Annotated in this window: 20 protein-coding genes and 1 pseudogene; 6 read left to right on the top strand and 15 right to left on the bottom strand. The window is 69.0% G+C overall.

The features are described from left to right. Window positions 1–159: 159 nt before the first annotated feature. Window positions 160–1,080 (top strand): SDR family oxidoreductase, encoded by a 921-nt coding sequence (locus tag EL338_RS25140; protein WP_126336303.1) that lies wholly within the window; start codon window positions 160–162, stop codon window positions 1,078–1,080. Window positions 1,081–1,093: 13 nt separating this feature from the next. On the opposite strand, the gene EL338_RS25145 is transcribed toward EL338_RS25140, so the two are convergent. From EL338_RS25145 to EL338_RS25175, 7 genes are read right to left on the bottom strand one after another with little or no spacing between them, the layout of a single operon-like run. Beyond that, window positions 1,094–3,292, bottom strand: a complete 2,199-nt coding sequence (locus EL338_RS25145; protein WP_235666292.1) for a phosphatase domain-containing protein — start codon at window positions 3,290–3,292, stop codon at window positions 1,094–1,096. A 47-nt stretch (window positions 3,293–3,339) separates the two neighbouring features. Beyond that, the gene (locus EL338_RS25150; protein WP_126336305.1) at window positions 3,340–4,173 is read right to left on the bottom strand and encodes an enoyl-CoA hydratase/isomerase family protein; all 834 of its coding nucleotides are present in this window, start codon (window positions 4,171–4,173) and stop codon (window positions 3,340–3,342) included. Next, window positions 4,170–4,925 carry an SDR family NAD(P)-dependent oxidoreductase gene (locus EL338_RS25155; protein ID WP_126336307.1) on the bottom strand — a complete coding sequence of 252 codons (756 nt, stop codon included), beginning with the start codon at window positions 4,923–4,925 and terminating at the stop codon, window positions 4,170–4,172. Before EL338_RS25155 ends, EL338_RS25150 begins: the two co-directional genes overlap by 4 nt. A gap of 3 nt (window positions 4,926–4,928) precedes the next feature. Further along, window positions 4,929–6,221 carry a cytochrome P450 gene (locus EL338_RS25160; protein ID WP_126336309.1) on the bottom strand — a complete coding sequence of 431 codons (1,293 nt, stop codon included), beginning with the start codon at window positions 6,219–6,221 and terminating at the stop codon, window positions 4,929–4,931. After that, window positions 6,218–6,682, bottom strand: coding sequence for a hypothetical protein (locus EL338_RS25165; protein WP_126336311.1), 465 nt, complete (start codon window positions 6,680–6,682; stop codon window positions 6,218–6,220). Before EL338_RS25165 ends, EL338_RS25160 begins: the two co-directional genes overlap by 4 nt. After that, window positions 6,679–7,203 (bottom strand): hypothetical protein, encoded by a 525-nt coding sequence (locus tag EL338_RS25170; RefSeq protein WP_126336313.1) that lies wholly within the window; start codon window positions 7,201–7,203, stop codon window positions 6,679–6,681. Before EL338_RS25170 ends, EL338_RS25165 begins: the two co-directional genes overlap by 4 nt. Window positions 7,204–7,237: 34 nt before the next feature. Further along, window positions 7,238–8,602: an aromatic ring-hydroxylating oxygenase subunit alpha gene (locus EL338_RS25175; RefSeq protein WP_126336315.1), complete on the bottom strand. Its 1,365-nt coding sequence runs from the start codon at window positions 8,600–8,602 to the stop codon at window positions 7,238–7,240. Between the two features lie 182 nt (window positions 8,603–8,784). Between EL338_RS25175 and EL338_RS25180 the strand changes: the two genes are divergently transcribed. Beyond that, window positions 8,785–9,384, top strand: a complete 600-nt coding sequence (locus EL338_RS25180) for a TetR/AcrR family transcriptional regulator (protein WP_126336317.1) — start codon at window positions 8,785–8,787, stop codon at window positions 9,382–9,384. 67 nt (window positions 9,385–9,451) lie between these two features. Continuing rightward, the gene (locus tag EL338_RS25185) at window positions 9,452–10,309 is read left to right on the top strand and encodes a TIGR03619 family F420-dependent LLM class oxidoreductase (RefSeq protein ID WP_126336319.1); all 858 of its coding nucleotides are present in this window, start codon (window positions 9,452–9,454) and stop codon (window positions 10,307–10,309) included. 38 nt (window positions 10,310–10,347) lie between these two features. Here EL338_RS25185 and EL338_RS25190 read toward each other — a convergent pair whose 3' ends face one another. From EL338_RS25190 to EL338_RS25225, 8 genes and pseudogenes are all read right to left on the bottom strand, one after another. Then, on the bottom strand, window positions 10,348–11,106 hold the full coding sequence (locus EL338_RS25190; protein WP_126336321.1) for an SCO6745 family protein: 759 nt from the start codon (window positions 11,104–11,106) through the stop codon (window positions 10,348–10,350). 52 nt (window positions 11,107–11,158) lie between these two features. Continuing rightward, window positions 11,159–12,265 carry an acyl-CoA dehydrogenase family protein gene (locus tag EL338_RS25195; RefSeq protein WP_126336323.1) on the bottom strand — a complete coding sequence of 369 codons (1,107 nt, stop codon included), beginning with the start codon at window positions 12,263–12,265 and terminating at the stop codon, window positions 11,159–11,161. Between the two features lie 8 nt (window positions 12,266–12,273). Further along, on the bottom strand, window positions 12,274–13,431 hold the full coding sequence (locus EL338_RS25200) for an acyl-CoA dehydrogenase family protein (protein WP_126336324.1): 1,158 nt from the start codon (window positions 13,429–13,431) through the stop codon (window positions 12,274–12,276). A gap of 81 nt (window positions 13,432–13,512) precedes the next feature. Further along, entirely contained in the window at window positions 13,513–14,589 is a 1,077-nt protein-coding gene (locus tag EL338_RS25205) for an NADH:flavin oxidoreductase (RefSeq protein ID WP_126336326.1), read from the bottom strand. A 40-nt stretch (window positions 14,590–14,629) separates the two neighbouring features. Further along, a pseudogene (gene abc-f / locus EL338_RS25210) lies at window positions 14,630–16,287 on the bottom strand (ribosomal protection-like ABC-F family protein). 51 nt (window positions 16,288–16,338) lie between these two features. Next, on the bottom strand, window positions 16,339–16,797 hold the full coding sequence (locus EL338_RS25215) for a PPOX class F420-dependent oxidoreductase (protein ID WP_126336328.1): 459 nt from the start codon (window positions 16,795–16,797) through the stop codon (window positions 16,339–16,341). A gap of 72 nt (window positions 16,798–16,869) precedes the next feature. After that, window positions 16,870–17,544 (bottom strand): GAP family protein, encoded by a 675-nt coding sequence (locus EL338_RS25220; protein ID WP_126336333.1) that lies wholly within the window; start codon window positions 17,542–17,544, stop codon window positions 16,870–16,872. Window positions 17,545–17,547: 3 nt separating this feature from the next. Beyond that, window positions 17,548–18,306 carry an SDR family oxidoreductase gene (locus EL338_RS25225; RefSeq protein ID WP_126336335.1) on the bottom strand — a complete coding sequence of 253 codons (759 nt, stop codon included), beginning with the start codon at window positions 18,304–18,306 and terminating at the stop codon, window positions 17,548–17,550. A 143-nt stretch (window positions 18,307–18,449) separates the two neighbouring features. Between EL338_RS25225 and EL338_RS25230 the strand changes: the two genes are divergently transcribed. From EL338_RS25230 to EL338_RS25240, 3 genes are all read left to right on the top strand, one after another. Beyond that, on the top strand, window positions 18,450–19,211 hold the full coding sequence (locus EL338_RS25230; RefSeq protein ID WP_126336337.1) for an SDR family oxidoreductase: 762 nt from the start codon (window positions 18,450–18,452) through the stop codon (window positions 19,209–19,211). Continuing rightward, window positions 19,208–20,461, top strand: a complete 1,254-nt coding sequence (locus tag EL338_RS25235; RefSeq protein ID WP_126336339.1) for an MFS transporter — start codon at window positions 19,208–19,210, stop codon at window positions 20,459–20,461. The genes EL338_RS25230 and EL338_RS25235 overlap by 4 nt, the downstream gene beginning before the upstream one ends. A 72-nt stretch (window positions 20,462–20,533) precedes the next feature. Beyond that, window positions 20,534–20,788, top strand: coding sequence for a hypothetical protein (locus EL338_RS25240; protein WP_126336341.1), 255 nt, complete (start codon window positions 20,534–20,536; stop codon window positions 20,786–20,788). Window positions 20,789–20,799 lie beyond the last annotated feature (11 nt).

The following is a 20,799-nucleotide window of genomic DNA, read 5'->3' on the forward strand; positions in this document are numbered from 1 at the left end:
CCATTGTCGCGTGGTGTCCGCCTGAGGCAGGGGGGACCGAAACTCCGCCGGGCAGTCTGCGACGGTTTATCGCGGCAGCGGGCGGGTATGCCGAGGTTTCCAAGGTCGGTCGGCCGCACCCGGCTGTCCGCGCAGTTCGGCAACCTCGAAGGACTCACGATGGCTTCCCAGGACGCAGACGCCACCCGCACCGATCAGCTGCAGTTCCAGAACCCGAAGACCCGGTACCCGTCGATCGAACCGCCGGAGCAGACGCAGCCCGAACCAGGCCTCGACGCCGAGATGCTGCCCCAGGCGGACATCGGTGAGTTCTCCTATCGCGGCACCGGACGGCTGGTGGACCGAAAGGCGCTGGTCTCCGGCGGGGACTCCGGCATCGGGGCCGCGGTGGCGGTGGCGTTCGCCCGGGAGGGCGCCGACGTCGCGATCACCTATCTGCCGCAAGAAGAGGAGGACGCGCAGAACGTCGCGCGGATCATCCGCGATTCCGGGCGCCAGGCGGTCACCCTGCCCGGGGATCTCACCGACGCGTCGTTCTGCCGGGAGGTGGTCGAGCAGGCCGTCGAGCAGCTCGGCGGCCTGGACATCCTGGTCAACAATGCCGGCAAGCAGGTCGTCGCGGAGAGTCTTGAGGAGCTGCCCGACGAGCAGGTCGAGCAGACCTACCAGGCGAACATCCTGGCGATGTTCCGCACCACCCGTGCGGCGCTGCCGCATCTGCCGGCCGGGGCCACCATCATCAATTCGACCTCGATCCAGGCCTATCAGCCCTCACCGGACCTGATCGATTACGCCTCGACCAAGGCGGCCATCAACGCCTTCACCAAGGGCATGGCAATGCAACTGGCGGACAAGGGAATCCGGGTCAACGCCGTGGCACCCGGGCCCATCTGGACGCCACTGCAACCCAGCAAGGGTCAGCCGATCGAGGAGTTGCCGGAGTTCGGCAAGGACACCGCGTTGGGGCGCGCGGGACAACCCACCGAACTCGCGCCGGCCTACGTGTTCCTCGCCTCCCCGGAGTCCAGTTATGTGCTGGGTTCCACGATCCACGTCAACGGCGGCAAGCCGTCCCCGTGAGGAGGCCTGCGCGTCAGTACGCGCGCCGCAACCGCATGCCCAGCGGACGCCCGTCGGGATCGAGCACCAGGCGGTAGAGCGGGATGGTCAGCCACCGGTGTCGGCGCGGCGCCCTCGCGGGCCGGCCTCCGCTGTGCCGCCGCAGCCGCCCGGGTGGGCGCGGCCCGCGGCACCCGTCGTCGTACCAGGCGTCGAGATCGGCGGCCTGTCGGCGCACCGCCTCGGCGGCGCGGTCGGGATCGAGCAGTTCGGCGTCCTCGGCGAGGTCGAGGTGTTCGCGCATCAGGTCCAGCCGCAGCCGTCTTGCGAAGGACCGGGCGCCGTCACCGAGGCCGGCGGGATCGAGCGGGTCACGCGGGTCGCGTTCGTCGTCGAGAATCGCCGCCGTCAGCTCCGAATCGTGGGTCCAGGAGCGGTTGTTGAGGTTGTTGCTGCCGACCGCGGCCCACACGTCGTCGATGACACAGACCTTGGCGTGCACGTAAATCGGTCTGCCCGCGGCGTTTTCGATATCGAAGATCTGCACCCGCGGGCCGCCGGCGGCGCGCACCATCGCCATGGCCTCGGCCTGGCCGAGTTGGGCCGCGCGGGTGGCCACCTGCTGATCGACGCGGCGCGGCACCACCGCGATCAGGTGCAGTTCCGGTGAACGCCGCAGCGCCGCAGCGAAGATGCGCGCGACGTCGACCGACCACAGGTACTGGTCCTCGACGTACACCAGCCGGCGGGCGCGGCTGAGCGCCTTGACGTAGCCCCGCGCGATGCTGCGCTCCCCGAGCGGTGCGAAGGGATGCGCCGGGCGGCGCCGCGGGTAGGTCCGCAGGATCTGCACCGCGCACGACCCGGCCTCGGGTGGATCGACGGCCGGCGGCGGCAGCGGCGTCGCCGTGCGGGGCAGCCCGTGCACCCGGTCGGCGAGCAGATGCCAGGGCAGTCGCACCAGCGCGGCGGGGTCCTCCCACCGCTCGCGGAACGCGTCCTCCACGTCGCGGACCGCCGGTCCCCGCACCGCCACCTGGAGGTCGTGGCGGGCCGGGGTGGGCCCGTACACCTCGTCGGGTGACACCGGCTGCGGGTCACCGCGGTGTGCGGCGTCGTCGCGGCTGCCGAGGTCCGTGTCGATGCCGCCGACAAACGCGACATCCTCGCCGGGGCGCCCGGGCCGGCGCACCACGACCAGCTTCTGGTGATGGCTGCCGAGGGGCCGGATGCGTTGGTCGAGCAGCACCTCGACGCCCGCGGCGGCAACGTCTTTCGCGAAGCTGCGGTTCTCCGCGGCGTGGTAGCCGAGTTGGGCGAGGTGCGAGCGCCACAGCAGTCCGCGGACCAGCGCCCCGCGCCGCGCGGCGCTGCCCAGCGCGTCGGCCACGGTGGGACCTTGGTCGGTGAGCCGCTCCTCGGAATCGGCGCGCCAACCTGCGAAGAGCACCAGATCTCCTGCGCCGGTGTCGGTTACGGCCGCGGCGAGGGCGTCGAAGTAGGTACGCCCGTGGATCAGGGGTTCGACCTTGTTCCCCGCGGTCCAGGCCCGCAGCCGGGTCGCGTCGTTGCCGCGTTCGGACTCGGTGAGCAACCAGTCCTCGACGGCGGATCCGCGGGGCGGTGCGAGGCCCAGGCAGGCCCGCAACTGCGGCACCATCTCCTCGCCGTTGGGGGCGGCCACCACGCTGAACCGGTGCTGTTCCTGCGAGGTGCGTTCGGTCAGCGAGCGCGTGACCACTTCGCGCATCGCGATCACCGCGACCCGGCCGGGGTGGCGCCGCGCAAAGTCGACAAACAACCGCCAGTCGTGCCCGGCATCGTCGCCGATGAGCACCCACCGCCGCTGCGGATGCTGCTCGGCGAGCCGGTCCAGCGTCGCGCGTTTGCCTTTCAGGCCCACACCCAGCAGTCCCCACGGCGCGAGCAGGCGCCCGGACATCAGCGGTCGGCCAGCCGGGTAGCCGTCGCGCTGGAGGAACTCGGTGAAGAACCGGGCGAACGCCCCGGGCACCGCGGTCAGGTAGAACACAGGCGCGTCGAGTTCGGACTCGACCAGCGTCCGCAGCAGCTTCGGCATGCCCAACGGGGTGCGCCGGTCGCGCGGGGTCCGGGCGAACAGGGCCCGCGCCCGGCCCAGTTGGCGGCGCAGGTGCACGACGGGCAGGACGCCGTCGGCGTCGTAGACCACGCCGAAGGAGGGGTTCGACGGGTGATCGTCGTCGTGCGGCACCCCTCCACTATTCCCGAGGTGGGGCCGCCGAAACCGTGGCTTTGGCCTCAGAGCCGCCCGTCGATGCGCAGCTCCGGATGCACCCAGTTCGGTGAGCGGCGCTCCTTGAACGCCATGAAGCCCTCGATGGACTCCGGCGCCCCCAGGCTGGCCTGCATCCCGACCCGGTCGTAGAGACCGAGGTAGTTGTCCAGGCTGGACTTGACTACCGTGCGGGCCCCGGGCGCAGTTCGGCAGCACTGCGCGAGGACCTCGCGGGCCGCGTCGGGCAGGTCGTCGTGACCGACGACGCGCGCGACCATGCCCCAGTCCAGCGCCTCCTGCGCGGTCAGGGTGCGGCCGGTGAACATCAGGTCGCGGGTTCGGACCGGTCCGATGAGCCGCGCAAGCATCTGGCTGTAGTAGGTGTCGGCGATGCCGCGGTAGAGCTCGGGCACCCGGAAGGTGGCCCGATCGCTGACGACCGCCATGTCGGCGCACAGCGCGATCTGCAGACCGCCGCCCTGGCACAGCCCGTTGACGGCGGCCACCACCGGTTTGGCCGACTGCCGCAGCGTGTCGAAGGGCAGGGCATCCATGCCGAGCGCGCTGCCGAAGGTCAGCCAGTTGTCCTCGCCGCCACCGCCCATGTCACCACCGGGGGCGAACACGTCGCCGGCCCCGGTGATCAGCAACCCGGCCAGATCCGGGTCGGAGCCCACGTGGTTGACCGCGTACTTGATGCCGAAGTACATCGCCGGCGTCATCGCGTTGCGGGCCTCGGGCCGGTCCAGCGTGCAGATCCCGAACGGTCCCTCGCGGTCGAAGCGCAGGAACTTCGTGCCCAGCCAGTCGCCCTCCGGTGGCCGCGGACCCTGCTCTGCCGCACTGGATTCGGTCACGTGCGCCGCCCTCCGTTGACACCGATGACCTGTCCGGTCACATAGGACGACTCATCTTGGCACAGGAAGATCGCGGCGTTGGCGATGTCTTCGGGTCGGCCCGCGCGGCGCACCGGAGTGATCTTTGCGAAATGCTCCAACGACGCGGTGAACCGGCCCTCGGCGATCGCCTTCTCGAGCATCGGTGTCACCACCATTCCGGGTGGGATGGTGTTGACGGTGATGCCCTTGGGCCCCAGCTCGAGCGCCAGCGCCTTGGTGAAACCGATCACGCCGGACTTCGAGCTGACGTATGCCGCCATCTGCGACTGACCGCCCTGCGCGCTCGACGAGGAGATGTTGACGATGCGTCCCCAGGCCGCCTCCAGCATGTCCGGCAGCACCTCCTGGGTGCAGATGAACGGCCCGCGTAGGTTGATCGCCATCACCCGGTCCCACTGCTCGTCGGTGATCTCGGCGAACTTGCCGAACTGTTCGACCCCGGCGTTGTTGACCAGGATCAACACCGGCCCGAGTTCCGAGCGGACCCGCTCGACGGCCGCCCGGACCTGCCCGCGGTCCGAGACGTCGACGGTGTAGCCGGTGACGGTGCCACCCTGTTCCCGTAGTCGCGCGACCTCGGCGTCGAGTTGGGCGGTGTCGAGGTCGAAAACGGCGACCTTGGTGCCGCGGCCGGCGAGCGCCTCGGCGATCGCGAGGCCAAGGCCCTGCGCACCGCCGGTGACGATGGCGGTGGTTCCTTCGAACGGCATGTCTCAGTCGCTCCCCGGGGTGAACCCGATGTGCAGCTTGGTGAGGCCGCGCAGGATGAAGGTCGGCAGGTACCGGTAGCGGCGGTCCCCGGGCGGGCCGTGCTTGTCCTCGTCGATCCAGATGTCGCCGGTGCGGTCGAGGAGCCGATTGAGGCTCACCATGGCCTCCGCGCGGGCCAACGGCGCGCCCGGGCAGCTGTGTGCGCCACGGCCGAAGGCGATGTGCTGCCGTGCGTTCGGGCGCTTCAGGTCGAATGTGTCCGGGTCCTCGAAGCGCCGGGGGTCGCGGTTGGCCGCGGCGTTGTTCAGCATCACCGTGGTACCGGCCGGCAGATCCACCCCGCCGACGGTGACTGGCACCTTGGACAGGCGGAAGTCGCCCCGGATGGGGCTTTCGAACCGCAGCGCCTCCTCGACGAAACCGGGGATCAGGCTGCGGTCGGCGCGCAGATTCGCCTGCAGCTCAGCGTCTTCGGCGATCATCATCACCGCTGTGCTCAGCAGCCGCACCGTGGTCTCCTGGCCGGCCGCGAACAGGTTGGCCGCCACGCACACCACGTCGATCACCGGCGGCGTGCTGCCGTCGGGAAAAAGCGCGGCGGCCAGTCCGGTCAGCACGTCGTCGCGCGGGTTCTCCCGGCGGTCGGTGATGTAGTCGGTGAACTTCCCGTAGAGGTACTCCAGCGGCGAGTGGTGCATCGCGTCCCCGCCGCTGCTGCCGATCGTGCCGGTCGCGGTCAGCAGTTGGGCGCGGAAGTCGTCGTGGTCGGATTCCGGCACACCCAGCAGGTCGGCGATCACCAGCATCGCGAACGGGTTGCCGAAATCGGCGACGAATTCACAACTTCCACCGGCCAGCGCCTCGTCGTACTGACGGTCGGCCAGCCGCCACATGAACTCCTCGTTCTCCTTGAGGCGCTTGGGGGTGATCATCCGCGACAGCAGTGCGCGGTGATCGGTGTGCACCGGCGGATCCAGCGTCGGCAGCTGATCGTTGAACGGCAGCTTGTCGCGGTGCTCGGCGATCAGGTCCGAGATGTCGTCACCCTCGAGCGGCACCGGAAACCCGGGGAACGGACCGGTGACCGCGGTGCACGCCGAGAACCGCACGTTGTCGTTGTAGACCCCCACGGCCTCCTCGTAGCCGGTGATCATCACGACGTCGTGGTGGGGTTCGCGGCGCACGGGGCACAGCTCGCGGAGTGCGGCGAGGTAGTCGTACGGGTCGTGGAGCAGCTTGTTGTCGGTGAAGAAGTCGACCGCGTCGACGTCGAGCGCGGTCCGCTGGTCGGTCACTCCGCCTCCCCGGCGCTTTCGAAGGCGGGCATGGTGGCCGGATCCGGCAACTCCATCTGCAGGTACACCGCGATGTAGGTGATCTTGTTGTCCGCGTTGAACTCGTAGACCGAGGCGGTGTTCACGACACTGCTGAAATCGCCTACCCGGCTGTGCTCTTCGAGTTCGAGGAACGCCACCTCGCCCGCCTCGGAGAGGCGCTTGAACGAGCAGTCCCAGTCCGAAGACTTCGCCCAATTGGTCAGGAATTCGGTGTACTCGGTCCAGTTCATCACCTCTTTGAACGGGCCGATCCGCACGAAGTCGTCGGTGGCGATCAGTTCCGCCAGCGGCGCCCAGCTCTCGACGGAGAAGTCGGGTTGCTTGGCGCTGTCCACCAACGCCTTCATCGTCTTGCTGTACTCCAGTACCGTCCGCGACCGCCCGGTGGCCGCACCGAGCGCGTCGTCGAGAGTGGTCACACCGTCACCCCGGCGGCGGCCAGCGTGCGCTCCAGGGCCTCGACGTACTCGCTGGTGCCGTTGAACGGGCCGTGCACCCCGATCGCCACATCCAGGAACGCGTTGTACTCGTCGTTGACGTGGGTCTCCCAGCGGGTCAGCTGTCCGTCGTCGTTGGTCTGGATGAAGCTGTAGGAGTAAAAGCCCATCTTCACACCGTCTTTGGTGTGGCCCTCCCAGCGCGTCTTCATCACCACGCCGTTGCTGGCGGGCCAGTAGTCGAAGCTGGCCGGCTTCCAGTCCGGGAAGGTCAATGAGTAGGCCTTGGCCTCCATGGTCGAGGCCCGGGCGGTGTCGGTGGGGAACTCGCTGAACGGGAAGACCTGATCGCCGGTGAAGTACGGCGACACGTAGACGCCGTCGTCGGCGAACTTCCACGCATCGGCGAAGGCCGCGCCGTCCTTGACGCTTTGGTCCAGGTAGGCGTCGCGGTAGGCCTCCGCCATCCGAACGTGGTGGGCGATGCGCTCTTCGAGGTTCACTATGTCCTTCTTTCGGGGTTCCAGGGTTGGTTGATCAGCTTTGTGCGGCGGCCATGTGGCGGTCGACCACCGAGTGGAAGTGCGCGACGACGACTTCCTCCTTGACCAGCGACATGTGGTCGAGTCGGTTGTTGCGCAGGCCTTTTTGTTGGCGCGGCATCTGCTCGTAGTCCTGCTGGAGCGCCTCGAAATACTTGTGGCTGCCCGGGGTGTCGACGACGATGGCCTCGGCACGCACGGCGTCGCGGAACTCCTCGGGCAGGTACATGTAGCTGGCGACGTGCCAGATGCAGCGGTTGGGGTCGCCGTCGGGATGCGGCGCCGACATGATGACGTGGCATTCCCCGGCGCGCACCGTCATGAAGTAGTTGGGGAACAGCACCCAGCCCTGGTTGTCGACCATCTGGTCGTCGGTGAGGTTGCTGACGTCCAGGCCCATGCCGGTCAGCACCTCGCGGGTGGCCTGTTGCAGCAGCGCGCGGGCGGTGACGCCGTCGGGGAACTCGACCTTGCCGTCGTCGTCCCGGTAGGGCGCCAGGAGTTCCTGGAAGCGCGGGATGACCGCGACCGTGCCGGGGAAGGTCTCCGGCAGGGCCAGCATGCCCTCGACCTGTTCCTGGGTGCTGGCCCCCTGAACCTCGAAGGGAGCCATTGCGACGCTGTGGTTTTCGAAGAAGCGGTAGCGGGCGGTCGCCGGGTTGATGTGCAGGACCTGCAGCAACTGCGGGTGGATGCCGTTGATGTGGTAGCCCTCCTCGAAGGCGTCCATGACGACCTTCCAGTTGCACTCGATGGCTTCCTTGACGTCCATGACGACGGTGAACTGGTCGATGTTGTAGGGCTCGAGCAGGGTGACGACATCGTCGCCGAGGTACTCGCGCAGCGGGACGGCGTCGGGGTCGGGGTTGAGGAAGATGAAGCCGGCGAAGGTGTCCACCGACACCGGCAGCAGCGAGTTCTCGGTCTTGTCGATGGGGCCCGCGAGGTTCTCCCGCAGCATGCCCTTCAGGTTGCCCTCCAGGTCATAGGACCAGAGGTGGTACTGGCAGAGGAATCCGCGCTTGGCGTTGCCGGTCTCGGTGATGCACAGCGCGTTACCGCGGTGCCGGCAGGAGTTGACGAAACCCCGTAGTACATCGTCTTTTCCGCGGACGATCAGGAAGGACTGGTCGAGGATCTGGTAACGCTTCCAGTCGCCGGCCTTCGGGATCTCGTCGACGCGGCCGGCGATCTGCCAGGACCGCAGCCAGATCGCGTCGCGTTCCCGCGCCGCGTAGTCCGGGCAGGTGTAGCGGTCGGTGGGGATCGTCATGTTGAACGTGCCGGGTTGCACGTCGTCGAGGCCCAGACCGAGGCCCGAGGCGGGGTCGAGCCAGTCTCCGGGGCGGGTTGCCGGCATCAATGGAGTCCTCCTTGGAGTCGTCAGCGACTACTCGCAGCGGTTCGGTGCCGGCGAGGGCCTGCCGGGCGTTTCGGATCCGCTGGTGTGACGGGCCTCACGATACATGAACGTATCGCGGATACAAGACTGTATTAGAGTGGTCGGGGTCACACTTTGTGTGGTGATGGGAGGATGCACCGGTGGTGGAACGCTGGACCAAGGAGCGCCGCGCCGAGCATCTGCGCGGGTTGCTGCTCGATGCCGCCGAGGAGGTCTTCGCGCGGAAGGGCCTGACCGGGGCCGCACTCGAGGAGATCGCGGACGCGGCCGGGTTCACCCGCGGCGCGATCTATTCGCAGTTCGGCGCCAAGGAGAAGCTGTTCCTGGCGGTGGTCGACCGGCAGCGCCAACGGTTCCTGGACGGATTCGCCGAGGTCATGATGTCGTTCCATCGCCTCGACGACGTCGACATCGACGAACTCGCCGACCGTTGGCGGCAGTTGAGCAGCGGCACGGACCGCGCGGCGCTCGGTTACGAACTTACGCTGTACCTGCTGCGCAATCCGGACGCGCGGGAGGCGGTGGCCGGCCAACGGCTGGAGACCATCCGGGCGCTCGGCGAGTTCATCAGCAAGAACGTCGCGCGGATCGGCGGGGTGCTGACCATCGACGCCGACACCCTGGCGCGGGTGGTGCTCGCCGCCAACGACGGCATCACCCTCGACAGCCACCTCGATGGCCAAGACCTCTACCGGCCCTATCTGCAGCTGGTCATCTCGAGCATCCACACCCCGGCCTGACCGCACGTGCGGGGAATCCACCTGGTATCAAAGGTGTTTCGATGCGCCGCAGGAGAAGGATGAGAACATGAAGCTGTCGATCGCCAGTCCCGTCGTCTCGCTACATCCCGGAGCGCACGGGCCGTGGGAGGTGACCGCGACGATCGACGACCTCGTGCGGGTCGCCGAGACCGCGGATCAACTCGGCTACTACCACCTGACCTGCAGCGAGCACATCGCCCTGCCCGCCCATGAACTCGCCCGGCGGGGTCCGCGCTACTGGGACCCGCTGGCCACGCTCGGATACCTGGCCGCGCGCACCCGACAGATCCGGCTGGTCCCCCACGTGCTGGTGTTGCCCTACCATCACCCGCTCGAGATCGCGAAGCGTTACGGCACACTGGATTTGATCAGCAACGGCCGCGTCATCCTCGGGGTCGGCGTCGGCAGCCTCGAGGAGGAATTCGAACTCATAGAGGCGCCGTTCGACGACCGGGGGCCGCGTTCCGACGACAGCATCCGCGCGCTACGCGCCGCGCTGTCGCAGCGCACCCCGGCCTACCACGGCGACTACTACGACTTCGAAGGCATGGTCATCGATCCGTGCGCCGTACAACCGCGGGTGCCGATCTGGGTGGGCGGGCGCACGCTGCGCTCGCTGCGGCGCGCCGTCACCCTCGGCGACGGGTGGACGCCGTTCGCCGTCACCCCGGACACCGCCCGGCAGTGGCTGGATCGGGTCGAGGCGCCGGCCGACTTCGAGGTGGTGCTGCCTCCCGTCGAGCCGCTGGACCCCGTCAAGGAACCGGCGCGAACCGTGGATGCCCTGGCCGCGACCGTCGCTGCGGGCGCGACGATCATCTCCGTGGGCCGAGCCCAAGATTCGCTGGCCGAGTACCTCGAATACCTGGCGGCACTCAAGGAGGTCAGCGCCGCGCTCGGGTGAGGCAGGGTCAGGTGAGGCGGGGGCCGCCCGGCCTCTGATCAGGCCGGGACGTTGGCCTTGAGCACGTCCAGCGCCGCGGCGCTGAGCCCGGCGAGTTCGTCGGCCTCGGCGGGATCCAGTGCGTCCGCGAAGATCTCGGCCATCCGCCGGTTGGTGGCCTGCTCGACCTCGGCGTAGCGCTCCTTCTTGTCCGCGCCGTCGGCGAGGGGCTCGGGCCAGCCGAACATCTTGGTGTACTCGACGCCCCTGTGCAGCATGTGCGCTTCGACCGGGGCGATCCCCGAGACGGTGAGCAGGTTGAAGTGCACCTCGGCACGCAATTCCCGCAGCACCAGCATGACCTGCAGGGCCCGCGCCGGCGCGTCGTCGGCCAGCGGCATTGCCCGCCAGCCCGCGAACATCGGCGTTCCCGCGGTGGCGGCCCTCGCGATCACCTTTTCGCCCAGCGCGGCGATCCGGTCGAGCCCTTGCGCGCCGTTCAGGTACTTGCGGCCAAATTCGGCGGTCTGTTCCCAATACTGTTGGGAGGCACCGAGAGCCCCGCGCACCGCGATGCCCTCGTCCCACAGGGCCGCGATGGTGGCCGGTTCGAACACCGCGAGCACCGCACCGACGGTGGCGCCGCTGGCCTCACCGAGCACCCCGGCGCGGCCGGCGACGTACCCCGCCAGCGGATTCTGATAACCGGCCGCGACGCTGCCGGCGAAGGTCTCCGGGTGCAGCATGAAGATGCCGACGGCCTCTCCCATCGCCGCCCCCGTGCCGGCGGCCGCGGCCACCATGTCGTTATTACTCATGACAACAAGTCCTCCTGATCGGCGCCACGGGCTTCCGGCGAAATGGTGGGGTCTACAGCATGGCGATGTCGTAGTCGCCGACCTGACCGCGCAACACACCCAACTGATCCTGAGCCGAACCCAGGGTGTTGTCGATCGCGGTGAGCCGTGCCGCATAGTGCGCGATCGGGTACTCGGCGGTGATGCCGATGCCGCCGTGCAGCTGGATCGACTCCTGGCTGATGTGCCGACCCGAACGGGCGATCTGCAGCTTGGCGCGGGCGGCGATCGTGGGGTCGAGCACCCCGTCGGAAATCGACATCGCGGCGTAGAGGTTCATGCTGCGGGCCAGTTCCAGCGAGACGTACATGTCGGCCGCGCGCTGGGTCAGCGTCTGGAAGGTGTTGAGCGTGACGCCGAACTGCTTGCGGCTCTTCAGGTATTCCGAAGTCAGCCGCAGCGACTCCTCCATGGCGCCGAACGCCTCGGCGCACAGCGCCGACTGGATGCGCACCAGGGCGCGCTCGATGGCCGCGGTCGCGTCGGTGGCCGAACCCAGGGCCGTTGCCGGCGCACCGTCCAGGTCGATCTGCGCGCCGCGCAGCCCGTCGAACGTCTGGAATCCCTTCTTGCTCACCGCATCCCCGTGCACCAGGAACAGGCCGGTGCCGCCGTCGGGCAGCGCCGCGGTGACCACCAACGTGTCGGCGGTGTCCCCGGCGAGCACCGGGTTCTTGCGGCCGCTGAGCACCCAGGCGTCACCGTCGGCACGGGCGGTGGTGCTCACCGTGGCGGTGGCGCCGCGCATGCCCGGCTCGGTGTGCGCGAAGGCCAGCAGCAGCCGGCCCTCGGATACCTCGTCGAGGAGCTGCTTCTGCTCGTCGGTGCCCTGCTCGGCGATGATCGAGCCGGGCGCCAGGGCCGCGTGCAGCACCGGCTCCGGCGCCAGCCGGCGACCGATCTCGGTGAGCACCAACATGATTTCGAGCTGCCCGGACTCCAAGGGGTCGAAGCCCAGCCCGAGGATGCCGGTCTCGGCCAGCTGCCCCCACACCTGGCGGCTCCAACCCAGGTCGGTCTCGATGACCTGATTGCGCCGCTCGGCGTCGTAGTGGTGCGCCAGCAGATCCCGGGTGGTGTCGCGCAGCAGTTCCTGCTCGTCGCTGAGTTGAAAGTCCATGTGTTAACTCACAATCCAAGGATGGTGGAGGCGATGATGGTGCGCTGCACTTCGTTGCTGCCGCCGTAGATCGAGGTCTTGCGGTAGTTCAGGTAGTGCGGGGCGCTCCCCTGCGCCCATTCCGGCGAGACGATGTCATCGGTCTCGTACGGCAACGCGTCCGGGCCGGCGACCTCCACCATGAGCTCGGTGGTGATCTGCTGCAGCTGGCTACCGCGCAGCTTGAGCACCGACGAGGCCGGGTTCGGCTGGCCGTCCGCGGATCCGGACGCCACCCGCATCTGCGTGAGTTCCAGCGCCAGCAGGTCGTTCTCGGTCTCGGCGAGCCGGGCCGCGAACAGCGGATCCGCCAGCAGGCCAGTCTCTTTCGCGCGCCGCTTCACCTCGGCCAGGCGCACCTTGGTGGTGGCGATGTGGGCGATGCCGGTGCGCTCGTTGCCCAGCAGGAACTTCGCATACGTCCAGCCCTGGTTCTCCTGCCCGACGAGTTGGTCGGCGGGAACGCGCACGTCTTCGAAGAAGACCTCGTTGACCTCGAAGCTGCCGTCGATCAGCTTGATGGGCCGCATGGTTATGCCCGGGGTGTCGAGGTCGATCAGCAGGAACGAGATGCCGGCCTGGCGCTTGGGGGCCTGCGGATCGGTGCGCACCAGGCAGAAGATCCAGTCGGCGTACTGGCCCAGCGTGGTCCAGGTCTTCTGCCCGTTGACCACGTAGCTGTCCCCGTCGCGCACCGCGGTGGTGCGCAGCGACGCCAGGTCCGAGCCGGCCTCCGGCTCGGAGAAGCCCTGGCACCAGAAGATGTCCAGCGCGGCCGTCGGCGGCAGGAAGCGTTCCTTGATCTCCTGCGAGCCGAACTCGGCGATGACGGGTCCGACCATCTTGGCGTTGAAGGTCAGCGGCTCGGGCACCGAGGCCAGCTGCATCTCGTCGAGCCAGATCTGGTGCTGGGTGGGTGTCCAGTCCTTGCCGCCCCACTCCACCGGCCAGTTCGGTACCGCCAGTCCGTGCTCGTGCAGGATCTTGTGGCTGGTGACGATGTCCTCGCGGCTGAGGTGACCGCCCTGTCGGACACGTTCCCGCATGTCAGCGGGGAATTTGGTGGTGTAGATGGTGCGGAGTTCGTCGCGGAAGGCGGCTTCCTCCGGCGTCAGTGCCAGCTGCATGGCACCAGGTTAGCCGACCGGTTGGTTGGGAGCCTCGAGAGTCGCCATTTTGGCCCGTTCAGCGGGAGGTCGGTCGGCGGCTCAGGCGACGAAGTCGTCCCAGTTCGTCGCCAGGTAGTCGAGGAACCGCGGGCCGACCGACTCCGCCTCCAGATGCTCCCGGGACACCGGCAACGCGGTCGCCCGATACGCGGGGTCGGCCAGTGCCTGGCGCGCGAAGTCGTGGTGCAGGATCGCGGCCTTGCCGATCAGCACGAAGTCGGCGCCGCTGTCCAGGCAGCTCTGGGCCGACGCGACATCGGTGATCTTGCCCGCCACACCCACCCGGGTGGCCCCGCGCGGCAGGTCCATGAACACGTCGACGAGACGGCGGCCGCGGTGGGCCTCCTCGTAGGGCTCCTTGAACGCGTCCCACAGCGACAGGTCGAGGTAGTCCAGGTGCCCGTCGGCCAGGACGTCGCCGGCCAGGGTGCGTGCCTCGTCGAGCACGATCCCGTAGCGCTCCGGCGAAAGACGCAGGCCGAGTTGGAAGTTGGCGACGGTGGCGGCGCGGATGCCGGCGATGATCTCGTGGATGATGCGGAACCGGTTGTCGGCCGACCCGCCGTAGCGGTCGGTGCGGTGGTTGCGGCGGGTGTCGAGGAACTGGGCCAGCAGATAGCCGTGGGCGCCGTGGATCTCGGCGCCGTCGAAGCCGGCCTTCTCCGCGCGGACGGCCGCGTCGACGAAGTCCTGGACCACCTGTTCGACCTGCGCCGTCGTCAGCGCGACGGCGCCCTTGTCCGGGTCGTCCCACGGCGCCACCACCGGCAGACCGGTCAGCCGCGTCTCGGCGCGGCGGCCGCCGTGCTGCAACTGCACCGATGACACGGCGCCGGCGGCCCGCAGCCCCGCAGCCAGCCTGCTCAGGCCGGGCAGGTGCCGGTCGTCGCTGATGCCCAATTGTCCGTCGAAGGCCTGCCCGGCCTGGCTGACGTGCGCCGCGCACGTCATCACCATCGCGAAGCCGCCCTCGGCGCGACGGACCAGCCAGCGGTACTCGTCGTCGTGCAGCGACCCGTCGTCGTTGCTCTGCATGTTGGTCAGCGGCGCCAACGCCAGTCGGTTGCGCCACGCGGGCCCGCGGGCGAAGTCCAACGGGGCGGACAGGTCGGTCATCGGGGTTCTCCAGGCAGGCGGGGCGAGGTCGTCGGTCAGGCTACCGCTCGGTGACGGCGCCGTTCTCGACGCGCCACGACCGGTCCAGCCGGATGTTCTGCAGCATCCGGCGGTCGTGGGTCACCAGCAGCAGCGCCCCGTCGTAGCTGTCGAGAGCCTGCTCGAGTTGTTCGATGGCGGGCAGTCGAGGTGGTTGGTGGGCTCGTCGAGCACCAGCACGTTGGTGCCGCGCGCCTGCAGCAGCGCCAGCCCGGCCCGGGTCCGCTCCCCCGGCGACAGGTCGTCGACCGCGCGTTCCACGTGGTCGGCACCCAGGCCGAACTTCGCGAGCAGGGTGCGCACGTCGGCGGTCGGCCAATCGGGCACGCGCTGTTCGAACCGGTCGACCAGTCGTTCCGATCCGGTGAATTCGGCTCGGGCCTGGTCGATCTCGCCGATGGCGACGCTGGACCCGATACTGGCGCGGCCCTCGTCGGGTTGCCGACGGCCGAGCAGCAGCCGCAGCAGCGTCGACTTGCCCGCGCCGTTGGGACCGGTGATGCCGATCCGCTCACCCGCGGCCACCTGCAGCGACACCGGGCCCAGGACGAAATCGCCCTGCCGCACAACGGCGTTGTCGAGGGTGGCCACCACCGAGCTGGATCGGGGCGCTGCGCCGATGGTGAACTGCAGCGTCCATTCCTTGCGCGGTTCGACGACTTCCTCCAGCCGCGCGATCCGGCTCTCCATCTGCCGCACCTTCTGGGCCTGCTTCTCGCTGGATTCGGTGGCCGCGCGGCGGCGGATCTTGTCGTTGTCGGGGGCCTTGCGGATGGCGTTGCGGACGCCCTGGCTGGACCACTCGCGCTGGGTGCGGGCGCGGGCCACCAGGTCGGCCTTCCTCTCGGCGAACTCCTCGTATTCCTCGCGGCGGTGCCGCCGCGCCACCTCGCGCTCCTCGAGATAGCTTTCGTAGCCGCCGCCGTAGACCGTGGTGGTGTTCTGCGCCAGGTCGAGTTCCAGCACGCGAGTGACGGTGCGCGCCAGGAACTCCCGGTCGTGGCTGACCAGCACCACCGGACCCCGGAGTTCACCGACGAAGCGTTCCAGGCGCTCCAGGCCGTCGAGGTCCAGGTCGTTGGTGGGTTCGTCGAGCAGCACGATGTCGAAGCGCGACACCAGCAAGGCCGCCAGCCCGACCCGCGCTGCCTGCCCGCCGGACAGCGCGGTCATCTCGGTGGTGTCCGGGCGCACCGCGTCGGTGTCGAGGCCGAGGTCGGCCAGCACTGCCGGCAGCCGCTCGTCGAGGTCGGCGGCGCCGGTGGCCAACCAGTGGTCCAGCGCCACCGCGTAGGCCTCGGCCGGATCGGGTTGTCCGGGCGCCGGATCCGCCAACGCCGCGGCGGCGGCCTCCATGGCCGCGGTCGCCTGGGTGCAGCCGGCGCGCCGCGCGATGTAGGCCGCGGTCGTCTCCCCGGGGATCCGCTCGTGCTCCTGGGGCAACCAGCCCACGAACGCGTCGGCCGGAGCGACGCTGACCGTCCCGGCCAGAGGTTCGAGTTCGCCGGCCAGGATCCGCAGCAGCGTGCTCTTGCCGGCGCCGTTGGCCCCGACCACCCCGACCACGTCCCCCGGGGCCACGGTCAGGTCAACGCCCTCGAACAGCGTCCGGTGGGCGAACCCGCCGGCCACGTCTTTGGCGACAAGGGTTGCGGTCATGGCCTCATCGTCGCACCACCACGATGCGTCCGACCGACCGGAGGCGGGCGCTTACTTCGGCGGCGGGAAACCGCCGGTGGCGACGGGACCCCACCGCGTCGGGGTGAGCCTGATCAGGCACTTGCCCTGGTCGCGCATCGCCTGGCGGTACTCGTCCCAGTCCGAGTGCTCGCCGGCGACCGCGCGGAAGTAGTCGACGAGCGGTTCAACGGCGTCGGGCAGCGTGATGACTTCCGCGTCGCCGTCGACCTGCACGTAGGGGCCGTTGAACTCATCGGAGAGCACCACCACGCTGGCCTGCGGACGCCGGCCGATGTTGACCGACTTGGCCCGCTGCGGATAGCTGGCGATGACGATCCGTCCCTGATCATCCACGCCCGCGGTCACCGGGGAACTCTGCGGCGACCCGTCGGCCCGGAACGTCGTCAGGATCATCTTGTGCCGGGGCCGGACGAACTCGAGAAGTTCCGCACGTTCGACGTGGTCCGCGGTCGCATACTTCTTGCTCATCGTGCGCCTCTCAGCTTCGAAGTCGGTGTCCCCCGCCCCAGGAACCCTACTGGCGCGCAACGATCTCCGTCGTCAGAACCCGCGCAGCGCGGCGACCAGTAGTGCCAGGCCTACGACCAGCAACACGATCGAGGTCACGAGGTTGCGCCGGCGCTGGATCCACAGCTTGAGCCGGGCCAACGCGGGATCGATCCGCGCCCCGAACAGCATGTAGGCCAGTACCGGCGCGGTGACGGTGCAACTGGCCAGCACCGTGTAGAACGCGATGGCCGCCGCCGCGGCGACCCCGCTGACGACGGTGGCCCCGATCATGACTCCCGCGGCCCCGTTGGCGGCCATCATCTTGGGGTTCGCCACCACGAAGACGGCGCCGATCGCGGCGGCCCCCAGCCAGCCGAGTCGGGCGATCCTGGCCTCCCACCGCGGCTGCGCGCCGACGTGATCCCGGCGCAGCCACAGCACGGCCCCGAGCGCGACGCACACCGCGCCGAAGATCCCCAGCAACCAGGTGGTGGCGGCGGGGTTCGGTTCGGCGAACCGGTCGGCCAACCGGGGCACCTGCAGGAATACCGCGGTCGCGGCCGCCAGGGCGACCAGCCGCCCGAGCAGGAAGGCCAGGCTCGCCGGGCGGGGCCGGTCATTGTGCAGCAGCAGGACCAGCACCGCGACGATCGACACCGGTGACAGCGCGACCACCATGGCCGGGGCCGTCAGCTGACCGAACAGCGCCGCGGACAGACCCGACATCCGTCAGTGCGGGTCGCTGGCGTTGAGGACGGCCAGCGCCTGCTCGTACTCCCCGCGGACCTCGCTGTGCCGCAGGAACTTCACCCGCTCGACGAGGATCTCGTGCGCGTCCGGTTCGGCTTCGAGGAGCGCGATGACCTCGTCGATGAATTCCTGCAGGGGCATTCCGTGCTCGTTGTCCTCGTGCCCCGGCATCAGCGGCGTGCGCACCGACGGCGGCACCAGTTCGATGACCTGCACGCTGGTATCGGCCAGTTGCAGGCGCAGCGATTCGCTGAGCATGTGGATCGCGGCCTTGGATGCGTTGTAGGTCGGGGTGACCCGCAGCGGCGTGAACGCCAGGCCGGAGGACACCGTGACGATGGCCGAATCCGGCTGTGCCTGAAGGTGTTCGACGAACGCGGCGATCAGCCGGATGGGTCCGAGCACGTTGGTGGTGATGATCGACTCGGCGGTGTCGAGGAAGTCGGAGCGCCGATGCCAGTCCTCGGTCTGCATGATGCCGGCCATCGCGATCACCACGTTGAGGTCGGGATGCTCGGCCAGCACCTGCTTCGCGGCGCGGTCGATGCTGGCGGGGTCGGCGGTGTCGATGGTGACCGCGCCCAGCCCCGGATGTTCGGCGGTGAGCCGGTCCAGTTCTGCGCTGCGGCGACCACCCAGGATCACCGTGTTGCCCTTGTCCTTCAAGGCCAGTGCCAGGGCCAACCCGATACCGCTGGTGGAGCCCGGGATGAAGATGGTGTTGCCCGAAATTTTCATGCTGCCCCTACGGCCGGCCGGCGTGTTGCCCAGTGAGAGTAACGCCGCCGGCGCCGGTCCGCTGAGCGTTTCTCGGCCGGTGCTTCGGGTACTCCGCACCAAGACCGTGCCCGACGGCCCGCTCAACGATGAGGAGTCATGCCATGCCACAGCGCGTTCTGATCACCGCCGGTGCGGGCGGGATCGGCCTGGTCATCGCCCGGACATTCGCCGCCGAGGGCGCCAAAGTCCACATCGCCGACATCGACGCCCAGGCCGTCGAGACCGCGCTGGCCGACAATCCGGGCTTCACGGCGTCGGTGGGTGATGTCAGTTCGGCCGCCGACGTCGACGCGATGATGGCCGATGTCCAGTCCCACCTGGGCGGCCTCGACGTGCTGGTCAGCAACGCCGGCATCGCCGGACCGACCGCCCCGGTCGAGGAGTACGACCCCAAGGCCTGGGCCGCCGTCGTCAACGTCAACCTGAACGGATCCTTCGAAGTGGTCCGCAAGGCCGTGCCGCTGCTGAAGGCCAACGACCGCGGATCGATCGTCGTCATGTCGTCACTGGCGGGGCGCTTCGGTTATCCCAACCGCATCGGCTACTCCACCACCAAGTGGGGGTTGGTCGGCTTCACCAAGACGCTGTCGCTGGAGTTGGGCCCGCACAACATCACCGTCAACTCAATCCACCCGGGCGGCGTCAAAGGCCCCCGGCTGGACAAGGTGTTCGAAGGCCGCGCCGAGGTCTCCGGCCGCACCGTCGAGGAGGAGCGGGAGAGCGCCCTGGCCAATCAGGCCATCAAGGAGTTCACCGGCCCCGAGGACATCGCCGCCCTGGCGGTCTTCCTGACCAGCCCGGCCGCGCGCACCATCTCGGGTCAGCAGTTCAGCATCGACGGCGATTCCAAAGCGGCCCAATGACACTCGACGCGCCAGACGGAACGGGACAAGCGCCCGGTTCGTTGTGGCGCGGTCGCATCCTGCTCATTGTCGGCATCGTCCTGCTCGGCGTCTCGCTGCGCTACGCGGTAACGGGGCTGTCGCCGTTCCTGCCGCAGATCCAGGCCGATCTGGGGATGGGCGACGCCCCGCTGACGCTGCTGACCATGCTGCCGACGCTGTTCTTCGGCCTGGCCGGCTTCTGCGCGCCGGTGCTGATGCGACGTACTTCGCTGGAACTGACCGCCGTGACGGCGATGGGCCTGGCCGCGGCCGGCACGGCGCTGCGCCCCTTGTTCGACAGCGTCCCACTGTTCCTGGTGCTCTCCGCGGTCGCGCTGTTCGGCATGGGGATGGGCAACGTGGTGGGCGCGCCGCTGGTCAAGAAGTACTTCTCGGACCGGCCGGCACCCGTGCTCACCGCGTTCGCGCTGCTGATGCAGGCCGGCGCCACGATCCCCGCGATGCTGGCGCTGCCACTGGCCGATCTTGGGGGTGGCTGGCGGTTCTCGATCGGGTCCTGGGCGCTGCTGTCGATCGTGGCAGCCATCCCGTGGGTCATCCAGTTGCTCAAGGTTTCTCGCGAGGACCACGCGGATGATGCCCCGGCGCAGTCCGGTGGGCGCGCATACGGCCTGGGCCAGTTGCTGCGGAACCCGATCTCGGTGGGAACCGCGCTGTTCTACGCCATGGCCTCGCTGAACACCTACGCCATGCTGTCCTGGATGCCGACGATCCTCCAGGACAATGGGCACAGTTCGGAGACCGCCGCCGCGGCCTATGCCATCTTCACATTCCTGACGCTGCCGATGGCCGTCGTCAGCCCGATCATCGGGTCGAAGATGCGAAACCCGTTCCCGTATGCGGCGGCCCTGGCGGTCCTCCCGGCGCTCGGCTTCCTCGGAGTGGTGCTGGCGCCCGGACTGCCGTTCCTGTGGGCGACGCTGATCGGCCTCATCGGCGGCGCCTTCCCGCTGGCCATCGCGATGTTCAACCAGCGCACCCGCACCGAACACGGCTCCGGGGCACTGTCCGGTTTCGCCATGGGAGTGGGTTACCTGTTTGGGACCGTCGGCCCGCTGCTGGGCGGCTGGTTGAACCCGGCAACGGGTAGCTGGACGCTGCCGCTGCTGGTGTACGCGTTGATGGGCGTCCCGATGCTGCTGGGCGCGTGGATGATGAGCAAGCCCGGCCGGTATCTGGAGGACCGGTTCGAACCCGCCGCGGTGTGAGCCAAACCACCTGTCCGACAAGCTAACCGCCGAGGAGGATTAGCGTCGGGCGATACTGGTTACCCTGCGGCAATGGCTCAATCAATTGTTACCGCCCGCATCGACGACGCCGCCCCCGGCGACATCCTCGCCCTCGATCGCGGCGCCGGCGAGCAGACCTTCAAGGTGGTCCACAAAGAACCGGTCGAGACCGGTTTCCTCATCACCCTCGAGGGCAACGACGGTGAGACGTGTCAGCTCGAGATGGCCGCCGGCACGCCCGTCAAGCGTTCCCTGGAGGCCAAGTGGGAGTCCACGCAGAGCCCCACGCCCAACGCGGAGCCGTGACGCGGTAGGGC

The organism is Mycolicibacterium chitae (assembly GCF_900637205.1).
Classification (GTDB): domain Bacteria; phylum Actinomycetota; class Actinomycetes; order Mycobacteriales; family Mycobacteriaceae; genus Mycobacterium; species Mycobacterium chitae.